At 61.6% G+C, this 18,166-nt stretch carries 23 protein-coding genes; 9 read left to right on the top strand and 14 right to left on the bottom strand.

Annotated elements, in window-relative coordinates; all coding sequences use genetic code 11:
* Positions 1-157: 157 nt before the first annotated feature.
* The 4 genes from RhoBH5_RS10045 to RhoBH5_RS10030 all read right to left on the bottom strand — a co-directional run bounded on the left by RhoBH5_RS10045 (position 158) and on the right by RhoBH5_RS10030 (position 2,792).
* Complete coding sequence (locus RhoBH5_RS10045; RefSeq protein WP_030536170.1) at positions 158-1,018, bottom strand: 3-hydroxyacyl-CoA dehydrogenase; 861 nt, start codon at positions 1,016-1,018, stop codon at positions 158-160.
* A gap of 15 nt (positions 1,019-1,033) precedes the next feature.
* Entirely contained in the window at positions 1,034-1,648 is a 615-nt protein-coding gene (locus RhoBH5_RS10040; RefSeq protein ID WP_270008215.1) for a TetR/AcrR family transcriptional regulator, read from the bottom strand.
* Positions 1,649-1,732: 84 nt separating this feature from the next.
* Positions 1,733-2,329 (bottom strand): hypothetical protein, encoded by a 597-nt coding sequence (locus tag RhoBH5_RS10035; protein WP_007730333.1) that lies wholly within the window; start codon positions 2,327-2,329, stop codon positions 1,733-1,735.
* Positions 2,330-2,333: 4 nt separating this feature from the next.
* Positions 2,334-2,792 (bottom strand): hypothetical protein, encoded by a 459-nt coding sequence (locus tag RhoBH5_RS10030; protein WP_003942982.1) that lies wholly within the window; start codon positions 2,790-2,792, stop codon positions 2,334-2,336.
* 101 nt (positions 2,793-2,893) lie between these two features.
* On the opposite strand from RhoBH5_RS10030, the gene pip reads away from it, so the two are divergent.
* On the top strand, positions 2,894-3,853 hold the full coding sequence (pip, locus tag RhoBH5_RS10025; protein ID WP_083056282.1) for a prolyl aminopeptidase: 960 nt from the start codon (positions 2,894-2,896) through the stop codon (positions 3,851-3,853).
* On the opposite strand, the gene RhoBH5_RS10020 is transcribed toward pip, so the two are convergent.
* Positions 3,841-4,443, bottom strand: coding sequence for a TetR/AcrR family transcriptional regulator (locus RhoBH5_RS10020; RefSeq protein WP_242430656.1), 603 nt, complete (start codon positions 4,441-4,443; stop codon positions 3,841-3,843). The genes pip and RhoBH5_RS10020 overlap by 13 nt on opposite strands.
* Positions 4,444-4,549: 106 nt before the next feature.
* Here RhoBH5_RS10020 and RhoBH5_RS10015 point away from each other — a divergent pair, with 106 nt between their 5' ends.
* Positions 4,550-5,629 (top strand): alpha/beta fold hydrolase, encoded by a 1,080-nt coding sequence (locus RhoBH5_RS10015; protein ID WP_270008214.1) that lies wholly within the window; start codon positions 4,550-4,552, stop codon positions 5,627-5,629.
* Here the strand turns inward: RhoBH5_RS10015 and RhoBH5_RS10010 are convergent.
* Positions 5,600-6,721: an endonuclease/exonuclease/phosphatase family protein gene (locus tag RhoBH5_RS10010; RefSeq protein ID WP_064075055.1), complete on the bottom strand. Its 1,122-nt coding sequence runs from the start codon at positions 6,719-6,721 to the stop codon at positions 5,600-5,602. The genes RhoBH5_RS10015 and RhoBH5_RS10010 overlap by 30 nt on opposite strands.
* Before the next feature lie 132 nt (positions 6,722-6,853).
* Here RhoBH5_RS10010 and RhoBH5_RS10005 point away from each other — a divergent pair, with 132 nt between their 5' ends.
* A complete protein-coding gene (locus RhoBH5_RS10005; protein ID WP_270008213.1) occupies positions 6,854-8,146 on the top strand; it encodes an MFS transporter in 1,293 nt (430 codons plus the stop codon).
* Here RhoBH5_RS10005 and RhoBH5_RS10000 read toward each other — a convergent pair.
* Positions 8,121-9,134 carry an ABC transporter substrate-binding protein gene (locus tag RhoBH5_RS10000; protein WP_270008212.1) on the bottom strand — a complete coding sequence of 338 codons (1,014 nt, stop codon included), beginning with the start codon at positions 9,132-9,134 and terminating at the stop codon, positions 8,121-8,123. The two genes, RhoBH5_RS10005 and RhoBH5_RS10000, sit on opposite strands and share 26 nt — an antisense overlap.
* Before the next feature lie 88 nt (positions 9,135-9,222).
* Here RhoBH5_RS10000 and RhoBH5_RS09995 point away from each other — a divergent pair, with 88 nt between their 5' ends.
* Both RhoBH5_RS09995 and RhoBH5_RS09990 read left to right on the top strand, forming a co-directional pair.
* Positions 9,223-10,050, top strand: a complete 828-nt coding sequence (locus RhoBH5_RS09995; protein ID WP_204855258.1) for a transglutaminase domain-containing protein — start codon at positions 9,223-9,225, stop codon at positions 10,048-10,050.
* Positions 10,051-10,062: 12 nt separating this feature from the next.
* Positions 10,063-10,857 carry a 2-phosphosulfolactate phosphatase gene (locus RhoBH5_RS09990; RefSeq protein ID WP_158170359.1) on the top strand — a complete coding sequence of 265 codons (795 nt, stop codon included), beginning with the start codon at positions 10,063-10,065 and terminating at the stop codon, positions 10,855-10,857.
* Here RhoBH5_RS09990 and RhoBH5_RS09985 read toward each other — a convergent pair.
* The 4 genes from RhoBH5_RS09985 to RhoBH5_RS09970 form a co-directional block, all read right to left on the bottom strand.
* Entirely contained in the window at positions 10,812-11,603 is a 792-nt protein-coding gene (locus RhoBH5_RS09985) for an ABC transporter permease (RefSeq protein WP_054780764.1), read from the bottom strand. The two genes, RhoBH5_RS09990 and RhoBH5_RS09985, sit on opposite strands and share 46 nt — an antisense overlap.
* Complete coding sequence (locus RhoBH5_RS09980) at positions 11,600-12,541, bottom strand: ATP-binding cassette domain-containing protein (protein ID WP_064443578.1); 942 nt, start codon at positions 12,539-12,541, stop codon at positions 11,600-11,602. The genes RhoBH5_RS09985 and RhoBH5_RS09980 overlap by 4 nt, the downstream gene beginning before the upstream one ends.
* Before the next feature lie 14 nt (positions 12,542-12,555).
* Positions 12,556-13,431, bottom strand: a complete 876-nt coding sequence (locus RhoBH5_RS09975; protein ID WP_270008211.1) for a DUF4097 family beta strand repeat-containing protein — start codon at positions 13,429-13,431, stop codon at positions 12,556-12,558.
* A 65-nt stretch (positions 13,432-13,496) separates the two neighbouring features.
* Entirely contained in the window at positions 13,497-14,012 is a 516-nt protein-coding gene (locus RhoBH5_RS09970; protein ID WP_007730367.1) for a toxin-antitoxin system HicB family antitoxin, read from the bottom strand.
* Positions 14,013-14,143: 131 nt separating this feature from the next.
* Between RhoBH5_RS09970 and RhoBH5_RS09965 the strand changes: the two genes are divergently transcribed.
* A complete protein-coding gene (locus RhoBH5_RS09965) occupies positions 14,144-14,740 on the top strand; it encodes a CHAP domain-containing protein (protein ID WP_064075052.1) in 597 nt (198 codons plus the stop codon).
* On the opposite strand, the gene RhoBH5_RS09960 is transcribed toward RhoBH5_RS09965, so the two are convergent.
* Entirely contained in the window at positions 14,731-15,501 is a 771-nt protein-coding gene (locus RhoBH5_RS09960) for an acyl-[acyl-carrier-protein] thioesterase (RefSeq protein ID WP_007730372.1), read from the bottom strand. The two genes, RhoBH5_RS09965 and RhoBH5_RS09960, sit on opposite strands and share 10 nt — an antisense overlap.
* A gap of 124 nt (positions 15,502-15,625) precedes the next feature.
* On the opposite strand from RhoBH5_RS09960, the gene RhoBH5_RS09955 reads away from it, so the two are divergent.
* A complete protein-coding gene (locus RhoBH5_RS09955) occupies positions 15,626-15,970 on the top strand; it encodes an ArsR/SmtB family transcription factor (RefSeq protein WP_007730375.1) in 345 nt (114 codons plus the stop codon).
* Entirely contained in the window at positions 15,970-16,641 is a 672-nt protein-coding gene (locus RhoBH5_RS09950) for a cation transporter (RefSeq protein ID WP_228401454.1), read from the top strand. The genes RhoBH5_RS09955 and RhoBH5_RS09950 overlap by 1 nt, the downstream gene beginning before the upstream one ends.
* 54 nt (positions 16,642-16,695) lie before the next feature.
* Here RhoBH5_RS09950 and RhoBH5_RS09945 read toward each other — a convergent pair whose 3' ends face one another.
* Positions 16,696-17,169 carry an SRPBCC family protein gene (locus tag RhoBH5_RS09945; protein ID WP_214660270.1) on the bottom strand — a complete coding sequence of 158 codons (474 nt, stop codon included), beginning with the start codon at positions 17,167-17,169 and terminating at the stop codon, positions 16,696-16,698.
* 145 nt (positions 17,170-17,314) lie between these two features.
* Here RhoBH5_RS09945 and RhoBH5_RS09940 point away from each other — a divergent pair, with 145 nt between their 5' ends.
* Complete coding sequence (locus RhoBH5_RS09940) at positions 17,315-17,731, top strand: DUF7144 family membrane protein (protein WP_003943077.1); 417 nt, start codon at positions 17,315-17,317, stop codon at positions 17,729-17,731.
* A 95-nt stretch (positions 17,732-17,826) separates the two neighbouring features.
* Here the strand turns inward: RhoBH5_RS09940 and RhoBH5_RS09935 are convergent, their stop codons facing one another.
* Complete coding sequence (locus RhoBH5_RS09935; protein WP_003943015.1) at positions 17,827-18,039, bottom strand: hypothetical protein; 213 nt, start codon at positions 18,037-18,039, stop codon at positions 17,827-17,829.
* Between the last annotated feature and the right edge of the window lie 127 nt (positions 18,040-18,166).

Raw genomic sequence — 18,166 nt, 5'->3', positions numbered from 1 at the left:
GCACGTGAAGAAGCTTGCGTCACAATCGCTCAGGGTGGTTTCGGACTTACTGACAACAGACATCCGCGCGGTGGCTACCACGTGAATTCACGTCGTAACCACCGCGCGGTGAGCCGGTTGGTTGATCAGCCCTGCAGTTGATCAGCCTTGCAGTTGATCAGCCCTTGTAGTTGTAGAAGCCCTCGCCGACAGCAACGCCGAGCTTGCCCTCGTCGATGTAGTTCTTCTTGATGTAGTCGGCGAATTCGCGCTGCTTCTCGCCGCCCTGGGAGGAGATGTTGTAGACGGTGGTCAACCCGACGACGTCCATGATCTGGAAGGGGCCGAACGGGGCTCCGGTGCCGATACGCCACGTCTTGTCGACCATGTCGGGATCGGCGATGCCGTCGATCAGCAGGTCGGAGGCCGCGTTGAGGAGCGGGACCAGGAGCGAGTTGAGTACGTAGCCCGCCTTCTCCTTCTTGAGTTCGATCGGCACCATGCCGATGTTCTTCGCGAACTCGACGACCTCGCGGTACACGGCGGGGTCGGTGGACTCGGTGCCCATGACCTCGGCAGTGTTGTTGACCCACACGTGATTTGCGAAGTGCAGTGCGAGGAACTTCTCGGGGCGGCCGGTGAACTCCTTGAGATCGCTCGGCAGCAGCGTCGAGGAGTTGGTAGCGAACACCGTGTGCTCAGGAGCAACCGTGGCAAGCTTCTCGTAGGTGTCGCGCTTGATGGCGATGTCCTCGGGAATTGCCTCGATGACCAGGTCGGCCTTGGCGACGGCTTCGCCTAGATCGTACGAGTACGTAATACGTTGCAGCGCTTCGTCAGCCTTGCCTTCCTTGGCACCCTCGACGTTCTCGGCCTTGTAGGCCGCGGCCAACGAGTCGAACCGAGCCTTGGCCTTTTCGATGACCTCGGCGTTGATGTCGTACGCGACGACGTCGAAGCCGTGATAGGCGGTCTGATAGGCGATCTGTGAGCCGAGAACTCCGGTACCCAGAACGGTGATCTGCTTCAGTTCAGTCATTTTCGATCCTCAATCCTATTCGGTGGGTAGTCCGGCAAGCGTCAATCGGACCTGTGCGGCAACGATGTTCGTGAGTTCGTCAGCCGTGATCCGGTCCAATGCCGCGCGGGCTATTTCGAAGTGCAGCACGTTGGAAATCGTTCGCGCTGCAGTGGTTGCTCGGGTGGTGTGGTTGGGGTGTGCCTCGTGCAAGATTTGCGCAATCCGCGTTTGCAGGCGCTGCGAGAGTTTCAGGCCTTCGGCCCGGAAACACTCGCTGGGCTCACCGAACAACACCTCGCGTTGGTAGATGCCGGTGTTCTCGTCGTTTCGGCGACTTGCGATCAGCAGGGGTGAAACCAGCTCGAGCACACGATCTTCTGTGCCGGTCGACTTGGCTTCACGCTCTTCTCCCAATTCGATCTGCTTGCGGTATTCCGCGTTGTACACCATGAGCAGCAACTCGGCTTTGCTTGCGGCGTAACGAAAGAGAGTGCCGCCGGCTACATCGGCGCGGTCGGCAATTTCTTGAGTTGTGACTGCGCTGTAGCCCTTTTCCGCGAACAGTTCGGCAGCGGCGTCGAAGATGCGTGTCTGCTTCTCGAGTTTGTTGCGTTCGCGACGGCCCAGCTCTTGGTCCGGCTTCGTCATCCCGCTCACCTCGTTCCATTTCGGATCACGCTCATAAATGAGTCTACTCCGAAATATCGGGAGGGTGGAGTCTCCTCCGTCACATCACCGCAGTCCGCTGACCCAACCGGCGAACACGTCTGAGAACACGTCCGCTTCGCACGCATGCGCCGATTCGGGATAGGCGCACTCTGGGTATCCGGCGACGACGGCGGCAAGTTCGACGTTGCAACACTGCGCCAAGAGGCCACGCAGGAGATCCGCAACCGACCAACCCGCGACGGATACCGCAGGGATTCCCTCTTCCTCGTACACCTTCACCAGATCGGCGTGCCTCCAGGACAATTCCTCGGCCACCAGTGCATCAGGGTTGAAAGACATGGCGCGGTCGAGTGATCCGCGCAGAAGTGAGTGCGGATCGTCCTCGCCGCGAAGCCTGGTCGCGAGGTCCGCCGGCGCCTTCTGCATGACGAACATCCAAGGTTTGCCGTCGGGAAAGACTCCACCGAAGCCTGCCACGTTGAACGGTAGGTGGCTACTGAGAAAATCGGTCTCCACGTCGACGTGTTGATCGTCGCCCAGATGAATGAAGTGGCCGGAGGCAATCTCCTCGCCCATTGCCGGCTCAGCCCATGTGTTGTTCCACAGATCGGTCATCCGACTGCCTTCGGGAAAATCGAGAACCTCGAAGAGAAAACCCATGTCTCTACAACTCCCCGTCGAAGTGGGTGGTTACTCCACCGGTCAGTCGAGAAACCGTCTGCGCCGAGGTCGCGAGGACGACTCGGCTTGTCTCGAAGGTCATCTCGTCGCGTTCGGTGTCCTCCGATTCGGGATCTTCGGCGAGTGAGAAGTCGAGTTCCACCTCTCGATCGGTGCTGGAACAGACCGAGATCATCAGCCCGAGTCGTTCGTCGGTGAACGCCGGAAGCGATTTCTCGGGATGGAAGTCTGCGGCCGCGTGAAAGAAGAACGCCGCCAGCCGTTCGACGAATCCGTCGTCCGTATGTCGGCTGAGATACTGATTGAAGCGGTCGGGGCTGAGCAGCCCGACGTCGAAAACGAGTGTGGGTACGTCGGATTCGAAGACAGTGGCGGGAACCGCATGACTGCGAAGGAAGACTGCGGCGCCGCCGTATCCCGGCAACCTGAACCCATCACGCATCTGGTGTACTCCCGTCGCAGTGGTGTCCTGTCCACGCTAGGCCATTGCTCGGCCGCGTGCTGCCTACTCGAGTAGGCAGCTTGATGGAAGAATCACCGCCTATGACTGCTGTCCTGTACCCGCCCGTCGAACCGTACGAGTCCGGTCTGTTGGAAGTGGCGGATGGTCAGAGTCTGTACTGGGAGACAGTCGGCAATCCTGCGGGCATTCCGGTTCTCTACCTCCACGGCGGTCCCGGTTCGGGATGCACTGTCGGCGCCAGGCGTTTCTTCGATCCCGAAGTCTTTCGCGCAGTTCTGTTCGATCAGCGAGGCTGTGGGCGCAGTCTTCCGCTAGCGAGCAGTCCGGACGTCGATCTGACCGTGAACACCACGGCGCACATTGTGGAAGACATCGAGCGTCTTCGTGAGCATCTCGGTATCGAGCGATGGATCGTCACGGGACTTTCCTGGGGCGTGAGTTTGGGTCTGGTGTACGCGCAGGCGTTTCCCGCGCGGGTGCAAGCGATGGCCCTGGGCGCGATCACCGGCGGGACGAGGGTCGAAATCGAGTGGATCACCCGTGCCATGGGCCGGGTATTTCCGCGTGAATGGGAAGAGTTCGTGGCGCCGTTGCCGGTGGACGAGCGTGACGGAAACCTCCCCGCGGCATACGCGCGACTGCTCGCCGATCCGGATCCTGTTGTGCGCGAGAATGCCGCGTTGCAGTGGTGCCGTTGGGAAGACGTGCACGTCTCGCTGATGCCGGGGTGGACTCCGAGTGTTCGATACCAGAATCCGGACTTCCGTCGCGTGATGACCAGGCTGGTCACGCATTACTGGGGTAACGACTGCTTCCTGGCGCCGAATCAGATCTTGGACGGAATGGACCGCCTCGCTGAGATTCCCGCGATTCTCGTGCACGGACGGTATGACATTTCCGGGCCACTCGACACTGCCTGGGCGATCCACCAGCGGTGGCCGGGTAGTCAGTTGGTGGTGCTCGACGACGCCGGGCATGGCGGTGGCGGATTCAACGAGGCAATCGTGGAAGCTCTGAATTCACTGGCTCATTCGATCTGATCGAGTGCCCCGGCGCGGGCCGCGGCGAGCGCGCCGGCAGCAGCACGATCGGCAACCGACTGGTCGACGGGTAGATCGGCGACCAGCAGGCGATAGTAGATGGGTGCGGCGACGGCCGCCAGAAGATCCGCGGCCGAGACCTTCTCGGAGATCTCCCCGCGCTCGACTGCTCGGCGAACGACGATGTCTGCCAGTTCGTAACGTGCGGAATAGAACTCGCGCTTGAGTCTCGCGACCTCGGGCGTGCGGACCGCATCGGAGAACAGTGCAGCCACCAACGCGCCGCCTGACTCGCTGGTCACCAGTGCGACTATCGATCTGGCCATCTCGCGCAGATCGGATTCGATGGAACCGGTATCCGGGATGGGAACGGTGGTTGCCGATACCTCGACGGCCGCGTCGGCCACCAGTTGGGACAGCGTGCTCCATCGCCGGTAGATCGTGGTCTTGTGGACTCCGGAGCGGGTGGCTATGTCCTCGATGGTCATCGCGGCGAATCCGCGTTCGGACAATTCGGCCGCCGTGGCTGCCAGGACGGCCTCGCGCACCCTGGCACTACGCCCTCCGGGCCGTTGTGGTGTCGAAGTCATGAGTCAACCTTATCGCAACAAGGTGTTGTGTTAGCTGGAGGCACGTGGTTCACTGAGCTAATGCAACTGATCGTTGCATTAGAGATGAATTGAGGGGTGTTTTCCCATGTCATACGAATTTCCTGTCGATCACCGAGGCCTCTTCGAAGAGCGCACAGGACAGTTTCTGAGCTTCGGGCTCCCCGTCTCGGATCTCGAGGAACTGCGCGCGTCCATCCACTCGACCTGGGCCGACGCGCCGGGTGGTTGGTCGTACGAGTGGTCGGCGTTGGCAGCAAAGTACTCCGCGGCCGGCAATCATTCACTCGCGGCGATGATCTACGGAATCGCCAAGTTCCCCGTCCTGGCCAACGATTCGCGGCGCCGGGCCCTGCAGAATCAGGTGGACGAATACGTCAAGGCAGCACCGGGATTCGGGCTCGAGTTCGAGCGTCGAATCCTGTCCCTGCCCTACCGAAACGGCGAGATCGAGCTACCGGTACACATCCTCTCGGCGGACGGACGGTACGAAGACGCACCCGTCCTGTTGCTCAGCGGCGGCGTCGACGGCTGGAAGATGGACATGCATCCGTTGGCCAGCGCGTTCGCGAAGAACGCCGGGGTGACGGTTGTCGCTTTCGATCAGCCGGGAACTGGTGAATCACCCGTTCCTCTCGATGCTTTCGGCGACGAGGTGCTCGACGGGCTCGTATCGACGGCTCGCGCCCTCGGCAATGGCCAGGTGGCACACCTGGGAGTCTCCTTCGGTGGCAACTTCGCCGTGCGGTCGGGGTTGACCGGCGCCGTCGATGCGGTGATCAACATCGGCGCCCCGGTCAAGGGCGCGTTCGAGACCGCGAACGCGGAGCGCCTGGTCTACGGCATGGGTGACATCGTCGGAAACGCACTGGGTTTCGATGCGCCGGCAACCAAAGATGCACTGGTACAGGGTCTGCGTGCTTTCGATCGCAGTGCCTTGATGACCGCAGACGACGGCCGGACCCCGATGCTTGTGGTCAACGGGGCCGACGACGTTCACATTCCGCTCTCGGACACCACTCTCTTCGAGGAGCGCCCGAACACTCAGGTACACGTCATCCCGGATGCGGGGCACTGCGCAGTGACCAAGCTGCCCGAGTTGACGCCGATGATGATCGACTGGCTACGAGATGCCCTGTCAGGAACCGCTCCACGAACCGGTCGATGATCCGCCGCCGAAGCTGGCAAAACGATACGTCGCAAGAACGGCTTTGTGATCGGTCGGCCACGGCGTCGGCGAAGCGATGAAGTTGTCCTGGGAGTTCTCTTCCACTCTTTGGTTGTGCACGATCGTCTTTCGGGGTCCGATGATTCCTACAGATCCCAACTTCAGGTCGGAAGCGCGATCGGCGAAGATGTAGTCGATCCGATCGCGTTCGTCTGCCTCGGGTGCCCAGGTGAGCTGTGAGGTGTCGACGTCGGGATTGTCGGACGGCCAGGTGAAGCCCGGGTGTGTGGCCGGGTTCGGGTACTTACTGCGGTAAGCGTCGACGAATCCGGCTTGGTCGAGCAGGCGGGTGGATTCCCAAGGAACGACTACACCGTTGTGGTCGAACAGATTTCGCGTGCCGTCGGTCCAATCCAGGGCCGACGGTTCGTTGAAATCGCCACCGAGGATGACGGATCTGCCCTTGGCCCGTTCTTTTGCCGCATCGTCGACGAACGTCGAAATTGCCTTGGGTCGTCCCGAATTGATGTTCACGCGCTGAACCGTCTCGGGGTCCGTGACCGGACCGGACGGCATCTTGTTCCAGCCGAACTCGGAGAACTCTCCGGGCTTGGGAACACCCGCGCCGTATCCGCGCGGTAGATACGTCGCGTAGGACGTGTAGGCCAGATGTGCCGAGTAGGCGGCGATTTGTTTGCCGTCGACCGTCACGACTGCCTTGATCATCGAGTTCAGGTCGGCTGTTTCCTCGATCGGAAACTTGGAGAGAATCCCCACGTCGGAGGACGCTGCTCCGTAGAAGGTGGTTCCTGATTTGGTCAGCATGTCCGCCAATGCAGTTGTCGCAGTGCCGGCTTCCGACAGGAGAACTATCGACGCCTGTGTCGAGATGATCATGTCGGCGATCAGCTGCAGGCCACCGTTGATCTTGGTTCCGCCGTGCCAGGTGTTGAGGGAGAGCACTTTGATCTCCTGCGCGGGGCTCGCCCCCGCGACGGAGGTATTGGCACCCAATGTAAATGCGCTCGCGGTGACTGTGCCCGCGGCTACCGCCATCGCCTTGACCATCTGGCGGCGCGTCAATCCATTCATCAAATCCCGGCTCTCGTTGTCGTGTGCTCGAACCCCCGGAAGATGATTACCATCGCTACCTAAACGGACAGTTAACCAATTGTAAAATGGCAGATTTCCACAGAACGCCGTGCGGGCAATAGTCTTCTGATCGTGGTACTCAGTGAGCGTTTCCCCGGTAACAAGACCTTCGCGAAGGTTCGTGTCCTGCCGCCGGTGGTGAAGCTGCTCCTCCTCTCGATGGTGCTGTTCAACATCGGGTTCTATCTGGTTGTCCCCTTTCTGGCGGTGCACCTTTCGGAGGACCTCGGATTTGCGGCCTGGATTGTCGGCCTCGTCCTCGGATTGCGGATGTTCAGTCAGCAGGGCATGTTCTTCATCGGTGGAAGCCTCGCCGACAGGTTCGGCAAGCGTCCGATCATCCTGCTGGGCATAGCCGTTCGTGTAGTCGGTTTTCTGATGCTCGGTCTGGCAGAAAGCATGAGCGCCGTGATCGTCGGCGTGCTCCTGGTCGGCTTTGCTGCCGCGCTCTTCGCGCCCGCAGTGGAGTCGGCCAACGCGGAGTACGGACGCGAACTCGAGTCCGCCGGAGTTATGCGTCGTACCGATTTGTTTGCAGTGGAACAGATGTGCAGCCGCCTGGGAACAGTGATCGGTCCGGCGCTGGGAGCTGCTCTGTTGATGTTTCCGTTCTCGTGGACGGCGTCGAGCGCCGCGTTGCTCTTCGCGATCATGTGGGTCGGGTTCTTCATCTGGTTCCCCCGACCGGGCGATGCCCACGACGGCCCGGTGTCGACCTATACGCTGCGCGACGTCTGGCGAAGTGTCCTGACCAACAACAACTTTCTGCTCTTCGCGACGCTCTGCAGTTTTCAGCTGGTTGCGTACAGCCAGCTGTACCTGATGCTTCCGGAACAGCTCGAGCGCGGAATCGGTTCGCAGTCGGCGCTGGGATGGTTCTACGTGGGCGCGGCGGTGTTGGTGATCGTCGGGCAGGGACCGACGGTCGCGGTTGCCCACCGCATCGGGCATCGGCGCGCGATCACCTTCGGGCTTGTGCTCATTTCGGTGTCGTTCCTGGTTCCGCTGGTCACCGGCGTCGACTCCGCAGCTTCGGCGTCGACGCAGATAGTCGGTCTGGCGGTGTGGATCGGGCTGCTGCACCTGGGACAGATGTTGATGGTGCCGCCGATGCGAGACACCATCGCGATCCTCGGTCGTGAAAGCAACCTCGGAGCGCACTTCGGCATGCTCAACACGATCGGCGGTCTGCTCGCGCTCCTGGGAACCGTGGGAGTCGGATTCGTGTACGACCTCGTCGACAAAGGCCACGCAGCGCCGGCGTCACCATGGGTGATCGTTGCGCTCTGCGTGGCCGTGTCGGCTGTGGTGTTGTGGGTGTGGTCAGGCCGAACGAAGGTTATCGACCCGCGATCGTCTGATTGATCTTTGCGACGAAATCTTCCAGCACAAACGGAATGGTGAGCGGGTTCGGCATGGACACCGCGTCACTGACGATGGGGTCCAAGCTGATCAGGCCTCCGGTCTCGACCACGTTCAGATTGGTGAACGCCGGCTGCGACTCCATCTCGGCGCGAGCCTTCTCGTAGTTGTCGAAGAGCAGGTAGTCGCACTCGAGAAGGTCGTAGTTCTCGGCGGAGATCTCGTAGTTCAGCTTGCCCGCGAACCGATCCTTCAGTGCGGCAGGCGCCGTGAACCCCAGTTGCGTGAGCAGCTGAGCGCGCGCAGCCTCGGGGCTGAACGCTCGAAGATTTCCATCGCTCCAGCGAATGACGAGAGCTGCTGTCTTGCCTTCGAACTGGGGGTTCTCCGCTCGGGTGCGAACGATGAGGTCTTCGACTTCCTGGACCTCCTGCTTTGCCTGCGCGGGAACGCCCACAGCGGTGCCGATACGGGTCGTGACTTCCTGCCAGGGCAGAACCCAATCAGTCTGATCGGCGGCGTGCAGCACCGTCGGCGCGATGGCGCTGAGCTGCTTGTACAGATCCTCGTCGATCGCGTTGTTGACGGCGATGATCAAGTCAGGCGCTGCAGCCACGATCGTTTCGATGTCGAAATCGGTGGTGGCGTTGGCCAATGGCGTCGGCTCGGCGCCCTGGACTGCAGAGTCGGCCCAGACGCCGATTCCGTCGTCGGTCGATCCCTTCCACACCGGGACCAGGACGGGCGTCAGCCCGAGGGAAAGCAGTACGTCTGCGTCGCCGATGCCGACCGCTGCGATGCGGCTGGGTGCCTGCTCGATGGTGGTGGAGCCGAACTTGTGGTCGATCGTCACCGGGAAGGCGTTGGCCTCGGCGTGAGCACCTTCGGTGCCGGGAGTGGATTCGTCTTTCGCACTCTCGCCGCAGGCAGCAAGGGCGAAACCGGCTGCTGTTGCGAAGGTGACGGACAGCATGGCACGGCGGCTCAACATAGGGTTCACGGCAACCTCGGGTTTCATGGTTATGGGACCCTAACCATAGTGGAGTTGCTGTGTCGGCAGTGTTTGTTAACCTCCGCCCATGACGGCGGTTCTCGACTACACATCAGCAGGACCGTTCACCCGCATCGACGGGGTGGACATGCTCGCCCTCGAGTCGCTCTCCACCGACCCCGTGAAAATATGCCGGGTAGTGCCGTACCTGGTGGTCCAACCCACCGATGCTCAGTCGCTGAATCTGCCTGCCGACCGATTCGACGAAAACCAGATCCGGCCGGCAAGCGTTCTGCTCCAACGCCTGCTTGCGCTCGATCCGGCACCGGTGACCTCCGCCCGTGAACCCGACAAGCGGCTCGTCGGAACCTGTCGGCACTTTGCAGTTTTGAGTTGTGCGTTTCTGCGCTACCGCGGTTTTGCCGCCCGGGTCCGTTGTGGTTTCGCCACCTACTTTCAACCGGGACAGGGCGTGGACCACTGGATCACCGAGTACTGGGACGACGCGGGCAAGCGGTGGATCCGCATCGATTCCGAGATCCTCGGACAGAACGTCCTTCCTCACGCCCATGATCTGCAGTCGGGAGAATTCCTCAGTGGTGGTGAGGCGTGGCTGGCATATCGACGCGGCGAGATCGACGCGTCCCAGTTCGGGGTGTACGGCACCGAGAACTGGGGGCCGGCCGAGATCCGAGGCAACGCTGTGAAGGATCTCGCCGCGATGAACAAGGTCGAAACTCTGCCGTGGGACGAGTGGGGTCGTATGACGGACGCCTACGACGGAAAGACAGGCGCCGACTACGACCTACTGTTGGACGATGTCGCCGCGGTGTGCGCCGCCGACGATCCCGTTGCCGTGCGAGCACTGTACGAGCACGATGACTTGCGCGTGCCGGACAAGCTGATTCGTTTCTGAGATGCTGGTGCGATGAATCCGGAGCATCGCCAACTCGATTACGGACTTCGATTCGACTGGGGGTTGCGCGGCGCCGAAGCGATTGCTGCCGGCGTCGATGTGGCAGTGGTGGTAGACGTTCTCTCGTTCACGACGACGCTGAGCGTTGCCGCCGACGCGGGAATCGACGTACTTCCCTTTTCCTGGAATGACGAGAGTGCGGTCGACTACGCGCGTGATGCCGATGCGGTTCTGGCTGTACGGCGAAGTGTGGCCAGAGAGGGTCAGATCAGTCTGTCTCCCAAGACGATTCGCGAGACCGAGGCGCCAAGTCGGCTGGTGCTGCCGTCTCCGAACGGGTCGACTATCGCGTTTGCGTTGGCGTCCGAGGTTGCGGTGTGTGTCGGCGCTTCCTTGAGGAACGCTTATGCCGTCGCGGATTGGATTGTGCACGAACATGGTCCGGGATCGCGGGTTGCGATAGTCGCATCCGGGGAGAAGTGGCCCGGTGGAGAGTTGCGCCCGGCGGTGGAGGATCTGTGGGGTGCCGGTGCGGTTGTCACGGCGCTGACCGCTGCTGGTTGGGACGGCCACGTATCGCCCGAGGCTCGGATGGCGGCGGATGCGTGGGCGGCGGTGTCGGATTCGTACGAGGAACGGTTACGGGACTGCGCCTCAGGGCGCGAGTTGATCGTCATGGGGTTTCCACACGACGTCGCCATCGCCTCGGAACTCGACGACAGCGACACCGTACCTGTTCTCGAAGATCGTGTGTTTCGAGGTCAGCGCACCGGGCGTCGGTTGAACAAACTCCGCGCCCAGAGGTAGGAGAGGAAGGTGATTGCGACGCACCATCCGATCGCGAGTATCGCGTTGTTCCCGATAGCTTCGCCGAGAAGAAGTCCTCGAAGAGTCTCGATGATCGGAGTGAACGGCTGATACTCGGCAAACCATCGCAACACGGTCGGCATCGAGTCGGTGGGGACAAAGCCGCTTCCCAGGAACGGCAAGAGGATCAACACCATTGGAAGGTTGCTGGCCGTCTCGACACTCTTGCTGACGAGGCCGAAGGCGACCGACAACCAGATCATGGCGATGGAGACCAGGACGAGGAGTGCAAACGTCGCGGCCCACTCCACGAAGCCTGCAGTGGGCCGGAAGCCGACGGCTATCGCTACGGCGATGACGACAACGAGGCTCACGATCGTCTGAAGGAGGCTGCCGAGAACGTGACCGGTCAGGACGGACGTGCGCGTGATCGCCATCGTTCGGAATCGTGCAATGATCCCGGCGGTCATATCGGTTGCGACGGAGATGGCAGTACCTTGTGCCGCTGATGCCACGGTCATCAGAATGATCGCCGGTGCAACGTAATTGACGTACTCGGCTCGACCGCCACCGCCGGGGCCGAGGCCGTTCCCGAGCGTTCCGCCGAGCACGTAGACGAACAGCAGTAGGAAAACGACTGGCATTCCGACGAGCATCACCGTCATCGACGGATATCGAAGGATGTGTCGAATACTGCGACGCAGCATGGTTTTCGAGTCCTGATAGGCAAGCGTCATGGTGGTCATCGCGCGTCGGTCCTTTCGGTGGCGGTCAGAGTCAGGAACACGTCGTCCAGGTCGGGTGTGTGCACGGAGAGTTCCTTGACGTCGATCGAGTGAGCGTCGAGTTGGTCGAGAAGAGAGCGCAGCGAGCGGACACCCCCGTCGCTGGGGACCTGGAGGACATAGGCGGCATCGTCACGTGAAGATTCGTCGAAAACAGCTGCAGCAGAATCGAGCTGATCTCGGTCGAAGAAGTGAAGACGAATGTGGCCGCCGGGGATGTGCCGTTTGAGTTCCGCTGCCGTACCTTGGGCGACGATCCGTCCCTGATCGAGGACGGCGATGTGGTCGGCCAGTTGATCAGCTTCCTCGAGGTACTGGGTCGTGAGGAAGATGGTGACACCGCCCTCGACCAACTCCCGGATGATCTGCCACATGGTGCGTCGGCTCCGGGGGTCGAGGCCGGTGGTGGGCTCGTCCAGGAAGATGATCTCCGGTCGTCCGATCAACGTCATTGCCAGGTCGAGCCGTCGACGCATGCCGCCCGAGTAGGTCGACGCCAGCTTGTCCGCGGAGTCGATCAGATCGAACTTCTTCAGGAGTTCTTCAGTGCGCGTTCGACGTTCGTCCTTGCCGAGATGGTGCAGGTCGGCCATGAGGAGAAGGTTTTCCTCACCGGACAGATAGTCGTCGACTGCTGAGAACTGCCCGGTGACGCCGATGCGCGAACGCACCGCGTCGGGATCGTCGGAAGGGTTGTACCCGGCGATGCGGATGTCGCCGCCGTCTGCGGGAACGAGGGTCGAGAGGATTTCCACGATGGTGGTCTTGCCGGCGCCGTTGGGGCCGAGGAGTGCAAAGACGGTTCCGCGGTCGACGGAGATGTCGATTCCGTCCAGTACCGTCTTGTCGTCGTAGGCCTTCTTCAGGCCCGTCGCGGTGATGGCTGGTTTACGGGACATCAGCGTTCCTTTCGCTAGATCTTCTTGTTGGATTCTTCTCGGGGCTCCGAACGTCGAATGACGATGTCGCCGTAACTGGTGTGTGCCCGGACGTCTACCCGGCGTTCAGTGGAAGCCGGACCGTGCGTGGCATTCATCTGGTTGTCGACGCGGCCGAAGGACGTATGAGCGTCGAATCGTGCGGCGGTTCCGGATCGAACGCCGATATGGATTCGCCCGGCGGCCGTCTTGGCGGATACGACTCCACTCTCGATGGTCTCGAAACGGATGTCGCCGTTGGCGGTTGCGGCGCTCGCGTCGGATTCGGCGTGCTCGACGGCGACACTGCCGTTGGCGGTCTTCGCCTTCAGTGCGCCGGTGATCGTGCCGATGTTGATGTCGCCGTTGGAGTTCTTGACCTCCGCGTTGCCGTCGACGCGGCCGATGCGGATGCTTCCGGACCCGGTGCTCGTGTCGATGTCACCGGCCACGTGCTCGACGATGATCGCGCCGGCCCCGGTGCTGACGTTGAGCGGCCCGGTGGTTTCCAGTGTGCAATCGCCCGCGGAAACCTTCACCCGTGATCGTCCGAGAGTGCCTTCGCTACGGAGGTTGGCAACTGCGGCAGTGCCTTCGAGTTCCGAGCCTGAGGGAAGCTGAACGGAGATGTCCACAGATCCTGTCTTCCCGAAGATGCCGAGGCCGCGCTGTTTCGGAGTCTTGATCTGCAGCCGGCCACCTGCGAATTCGACGCGTGTTTGTTCGGCGACTCGAACGTCGACCTCGCGAGACGAGTTGCTGGGCAACACTTCCACGACAGTGTCGTTGCGGCTGCTCGCCGTGATCCGGATGTGTCCGACTGCCACGTCGAAGTTCAAGGTGATGGGGTCAGGTGTGCTGAATGTAGGCATGGTGATACTCCCGATGAGGTTGTCTCGGTTGATGAAAGAGGGTGGTGCGAAAGATGAAGCCGGTGTCAGTGCACCCAGCCGCTGAAGCTTTCGGAACCTTGGGACGTGCGCTGTCTCGGAGTGCTTCTGTTCGCGCCGCCTTCCAGAGCCGTTGCAGCCGAGCGAACCAGCCACGCGTTGACGGAGATACCGGCTTCCCGGGCCGCCGCCTCGATCCGGTCTTTGAGGTCTTGCCCCAGCCGCAAGTTGATTCGAGTCATCGAGGCGTCGTCGGACTCCGTGACGGGGCGCGGTGCCGGAGTCGGGTCCTCTTCGACGGGGGCTGGAACCGGTTCACTGATGGCTGGTGCCACCACGAATTCGGGTTCGCGTCCCCGCAGACGCAGGTCCACCGAACCCGGGGCGAGGTCACGCGTGATCTCGGCGGCTGCCGCAGACAATGCGTCGAGAAGGGTGAGTCGCACTGCTGATTCCAGCGGTGCGGTCAAACGATCGGCGAGTGCCTTTGCGTCTTCTCCGCCTGCTTCGGCCGCCACCGCGAGTTCGTGGCGAAGGTTGTCTACGTACGGTGTCAAGTCCATGGCATCACTATGGCACCACTTTGGTGCCACCGCAATAGTTTGGTGGCACATTCGTGTGAATTTGGTGAGAATTGCCAGGTCATCGGGGTGGTTGACGATTCGGTCCGCGGCAGGCTGGCACACTCGTAAGGGTGAGTCCTGCCGAATCGAACCGCCGACGCCGCATCGTGCTCTGGATCGCCGGGGTGCTCGGCGTCGTGATCGTGGTTGGAGTGGTGGTCGTCGCGGTCGCACCATCGCGGTACCTGCCCTGGGACACGGCTGAGTTCCCGGCGGTGGACGCGAGTGCGCTCACGTCGGATCAAGGTCGGGTGCTCGAGCTACTGCAATCCGAGCATGAGCAGGACCGTCCGGGCACCTTCTATTCCGACGGCATCGACGAAGAGTGGTGCGCCGACTTTGTCAGCTGGATCATGAGGGAAGCGGGTCGACCGTTGTCCAACCCGAACTCCGGAAGTTGGCGCATCCCGGGGGTGTACACCTTGCAGGAGTATTACCAAGGGATCGGCGCGTACGCCGAGAACGGCAGCGGGTACACCCCGAATGTGGGTGATGTGGTGATCTACGACAGTTCGAGATGGGTCGGTCAGCACACCAACATCGTTGTGGCAGTGGACGGCAACTCTGCGGTCACGGTTGGCGGCAACGAGTTCGGCAAGGTGCGGGTTCATGATCTGGACTGGCAATCCGACTCTGCCGTCGTGGGATTCGGAAAACTTCACCCCTGATCGTTGCTCTTCGGAGACAAGGCGAACCACCGCGCCGACGCACGTGCCTCGTCGCCTGCGTCGATGTGCAGCGTGTTCGTGCCGGTTCGCACGCTCACCTGCTCACCTCTCTTGATGGGCTGGGTGTACTCGAGGATCGCGCGAAAGGGCCCGCTTCGTAATCTGTCGGGCAGCGCATCTTCCACGGGCTGCCAGTAGATTGCGTTGTTCACGTGATCGAAGGGGTCGAAATCGCTCGAGCGCAACGGGAACGGCGTATCCGCTGACGGCGTCGTGTCCGGGGTCGGGTCGATCCACCGACGCCAGTGAAGATGCTGGTCCACGGCCGTCGATGCCAGGGCGGCGGTGAACTTCTCACTGATGGATGCCGGCATTCCCGTCTTCGGGTCGATGTTGATCCAGAACGCCTCGGTTTCGATCAACCCGCCGCCATCGGATCTGATGCGAACTCGCATCGAACACCACTTGTTCGACAGGCCTGAACACCAGCGCTGCAGGTGAACTCGATCCGGCCAGACGACCGGTTCGAGTACATCGATCACCGTTCTTCGTACCATCCACAGCGGGTGTGTATCCATGGCGCCGCGGTCGACGAGATTATCGAAGCCCGCGTCTTGGAGGTAGCGCGCGATCGCGTCGAGGCGCAGTTGTTTGTCGGTGTGGATGTCACCCGTACGCACCGGCCACGAGGCCTGGAAGATGCTTCCGGTTGTCGGTAGTTCGGCCAGCGCTACGTGGTCGTCGACTTTTGTACGGTTCATCGGATGTGGGCTCCCGGTGTTCGCTTGGTTGGGTGGCTTCACGCTTGCGTTACCCGATGGTGGGATCTTGAACCATCGGAGTTCATCGTTTTCTGAATCCAGTTTTCGATGTACTGTCGCACGTATGGATATCGAGGGCGTAGATGTGGTGACCAACGTGGCGGTGCTTGCGAGGTTCGGGCATGCACTGTCCGACGAGACTCGGACACGGATACTGCTCGAACTGAAGACCGCCCCGCGGTATCCGTCCGACCTCGCTGAAACACTGGCTGTGACCAGGCAGAAGCTGTCCAACCATCTGGCTTGCCTGCGCGGTTGCGGCTTGGTGGTGGCCGTCCCGGAAGGGCGCCGGACCAGATACGAACTCGCCGATGTACATATCGGTCGGGCCCTCGACGACCTGCTCGGGGTCGTACTCGCGGTGGATCCGTCGTACTGCCCGGACAGCGAATCAGAGGGGTGCTGCTGATGGTTGCGCCCGTTGACGGTGTCGGGCTCTCGACTGACCGGCGTGCGCTCTTGTCGAGAAGAATTCGCATCTTCGTGGCGATCACGATCAGCTACAACGTCGTCGAAGCGATCATCGCGATGGCGGAGGGCACACGAGTGTCGTCCGCAGCACTGTTCGGTTTCGGCCTCGATTCGGTGATCGAAGTGTCCTCGGCGGCAGCTGTTGCCTGGCAGTTCTCGGCGCCGGATCCGACGAGCCGTGAGAAGACGGCACTGCGAGTGATCGCATTCTCGTTCTTCGGGCTCGCTGCGTACGTCTCGTTCGACGCGATTCGGTCGCTGTTCGGTCTGGGGGAAGCTTGGCACACGAGCGTCGGAATACTCTTGGCTGCGGTGAGTTTGGCGATCATGCCGGCCCTGTCCTATGCGCAACGCCGAGCCGGTCGGGAGTTGGGTTCGCTGTCGGCGGTCGCGGATTCGAAGCAGACGCTGCTCTGCACTTACCTCTCTGCTGTCTTGTTGGTCGGTTTGCTGCTCAACTCGCTGCTCGGCTGGTCGTGGGCGGATCCGATTGCTGCACTGGTCATCGCCGTCATCGCGGTGAAAGAAGGCATCAACGCGTGGAAGGGTGATCCGTGCTGCCCGGTTGTGGCTGTGCCCGAGAGCGGTGACGAGTGCGACTGCTGCTGAGTGAACACAGGTTTTGTCGAGTGAGCACTCGCTGCGGTGCGTCAGAGCGGGTGTTCACTCGATGAAAGGCGTGCCGACTTCTGCGCGGCCCTTGATGTGCGCGGCGCGTTGCTCGAGAAGGCGCCGCAGATACGGGCCGACAGCCAACCTCAGCGCCAGGTGTCCGGGCGCCCCGAAGGGGGCCGTAACCGTGAAGCGGTCATGCATCCGCGTCCACCCACCCGGCTGAACGTCGAAGACGTGCTCGTGCCGCATTGCGGCAAACGGGCCGCGGACCTGCTCGTCTGTGAACGAGTACGGACGGTTGTACTGCGTGATCCGGCTTGTCATCGAGAATCTCCACCCGAGATGCCGAGCAGTGAACGACACCTCGTCGCCCTCTCCCAGCGTCGATCTACCCGTACTCGTGACTGCCACCTCATCTGTTGCGCGGAGCGAGGCCGAGTGTTCGTCCATGTCGAGTTCGAGATCGAAGACCACCGCCGGTGGAGCATAGATATCGGTGATCACGACTACGGTGTGTTGCACAGTGCCAGTCTGCCAACATTGGTTTGCGATCCCGGCAAGCGGGTACGGGTCGGTGACCTGCGGTTCATCCGCGACGGGTGATGTTTTCGCCTTCCAGCCCCTCGAGACTGAGTAAGGGAAGTGCATTCTGTCGAAAGGAACGCTGATGACTGCTCCACCGCGGGAACCCGCGAATCACCCTGTCCGGCAGGGTTTCGCGGTAGGTACGACGTTTGCAGCAGCAATCCTGCTGCTCACCGCAGGCATTGTCGCTCTGCTTCAGGGCATCGCGGCCGTTGCCGACAACAATCTGTTTGTCGTGGGTATCAACTACACGTACAAGTTCGACATCACGACGTGGGGTTGGATCCACATCATCTTGGGCATCATCGGGATCGTGGTGGCCCTCGGCCTCTTCACCGGTGCAGTGTGGGCCAGGGCGGCGGCAATCGTCATTGCGTCGCTCTCGATCATCGCCAACTTCTTGTGGATGCCGTATTACCCACTGTGGTCGATCCTGGTCATCGCGCTCGATGTCGTTGTGATCTGGGCGGTCGCGACCTGGGACAGGGACAGAGTCTAGGCACCGAACAACCCGAGAGCAGTTGGTCCCGACCGAGTCGACTCGGTCGGGACCATCGCTCGTGCGTGGGACATTTCGACAGGGTGTGGCTCGGATCAGTCTGGGAGTCGACGCATTTCGGCGACGGTCAGGCCGAGGGAATCGAGACGGGCCATGATGCTCCGCATAGCCGTGTGGTCCGCGACGGGTCCGTACAAACTGGTGAACCCGCCGGCGGCACTGGCGACACTGAGTTCAGGAAATGCGGCCTTGACGCGGTCCGACACTTCGCCGTCGATGAGGAATTGATACCGAGTGGGAGCATTCATCAGTATCCGCTCCATTTCGTAGGGCCATGAGGTTCGAGAAGGCAGCGCTCCGAGCCTCGAAATCGCATGTCGTCAAGTGCAATCGGCGTCGCTGCCCGATCCAGGACTCCGCATCCGTGGGATCCAG

This window comes from Rhodococcus sp. BH5, assembly GCF_027583855.1.
Lineage (GTDB): Bacteria > Actinomycetota > Actinomycetes > Mycobacteriales > Mycobacteriaceae > Rhodococcus_F > Rhodococcus_F qingshengii.
Note: the sequence above shows the minus strand (reverse complement) of the source record. Positions and strands in the feature narration are given on the sequence as shown.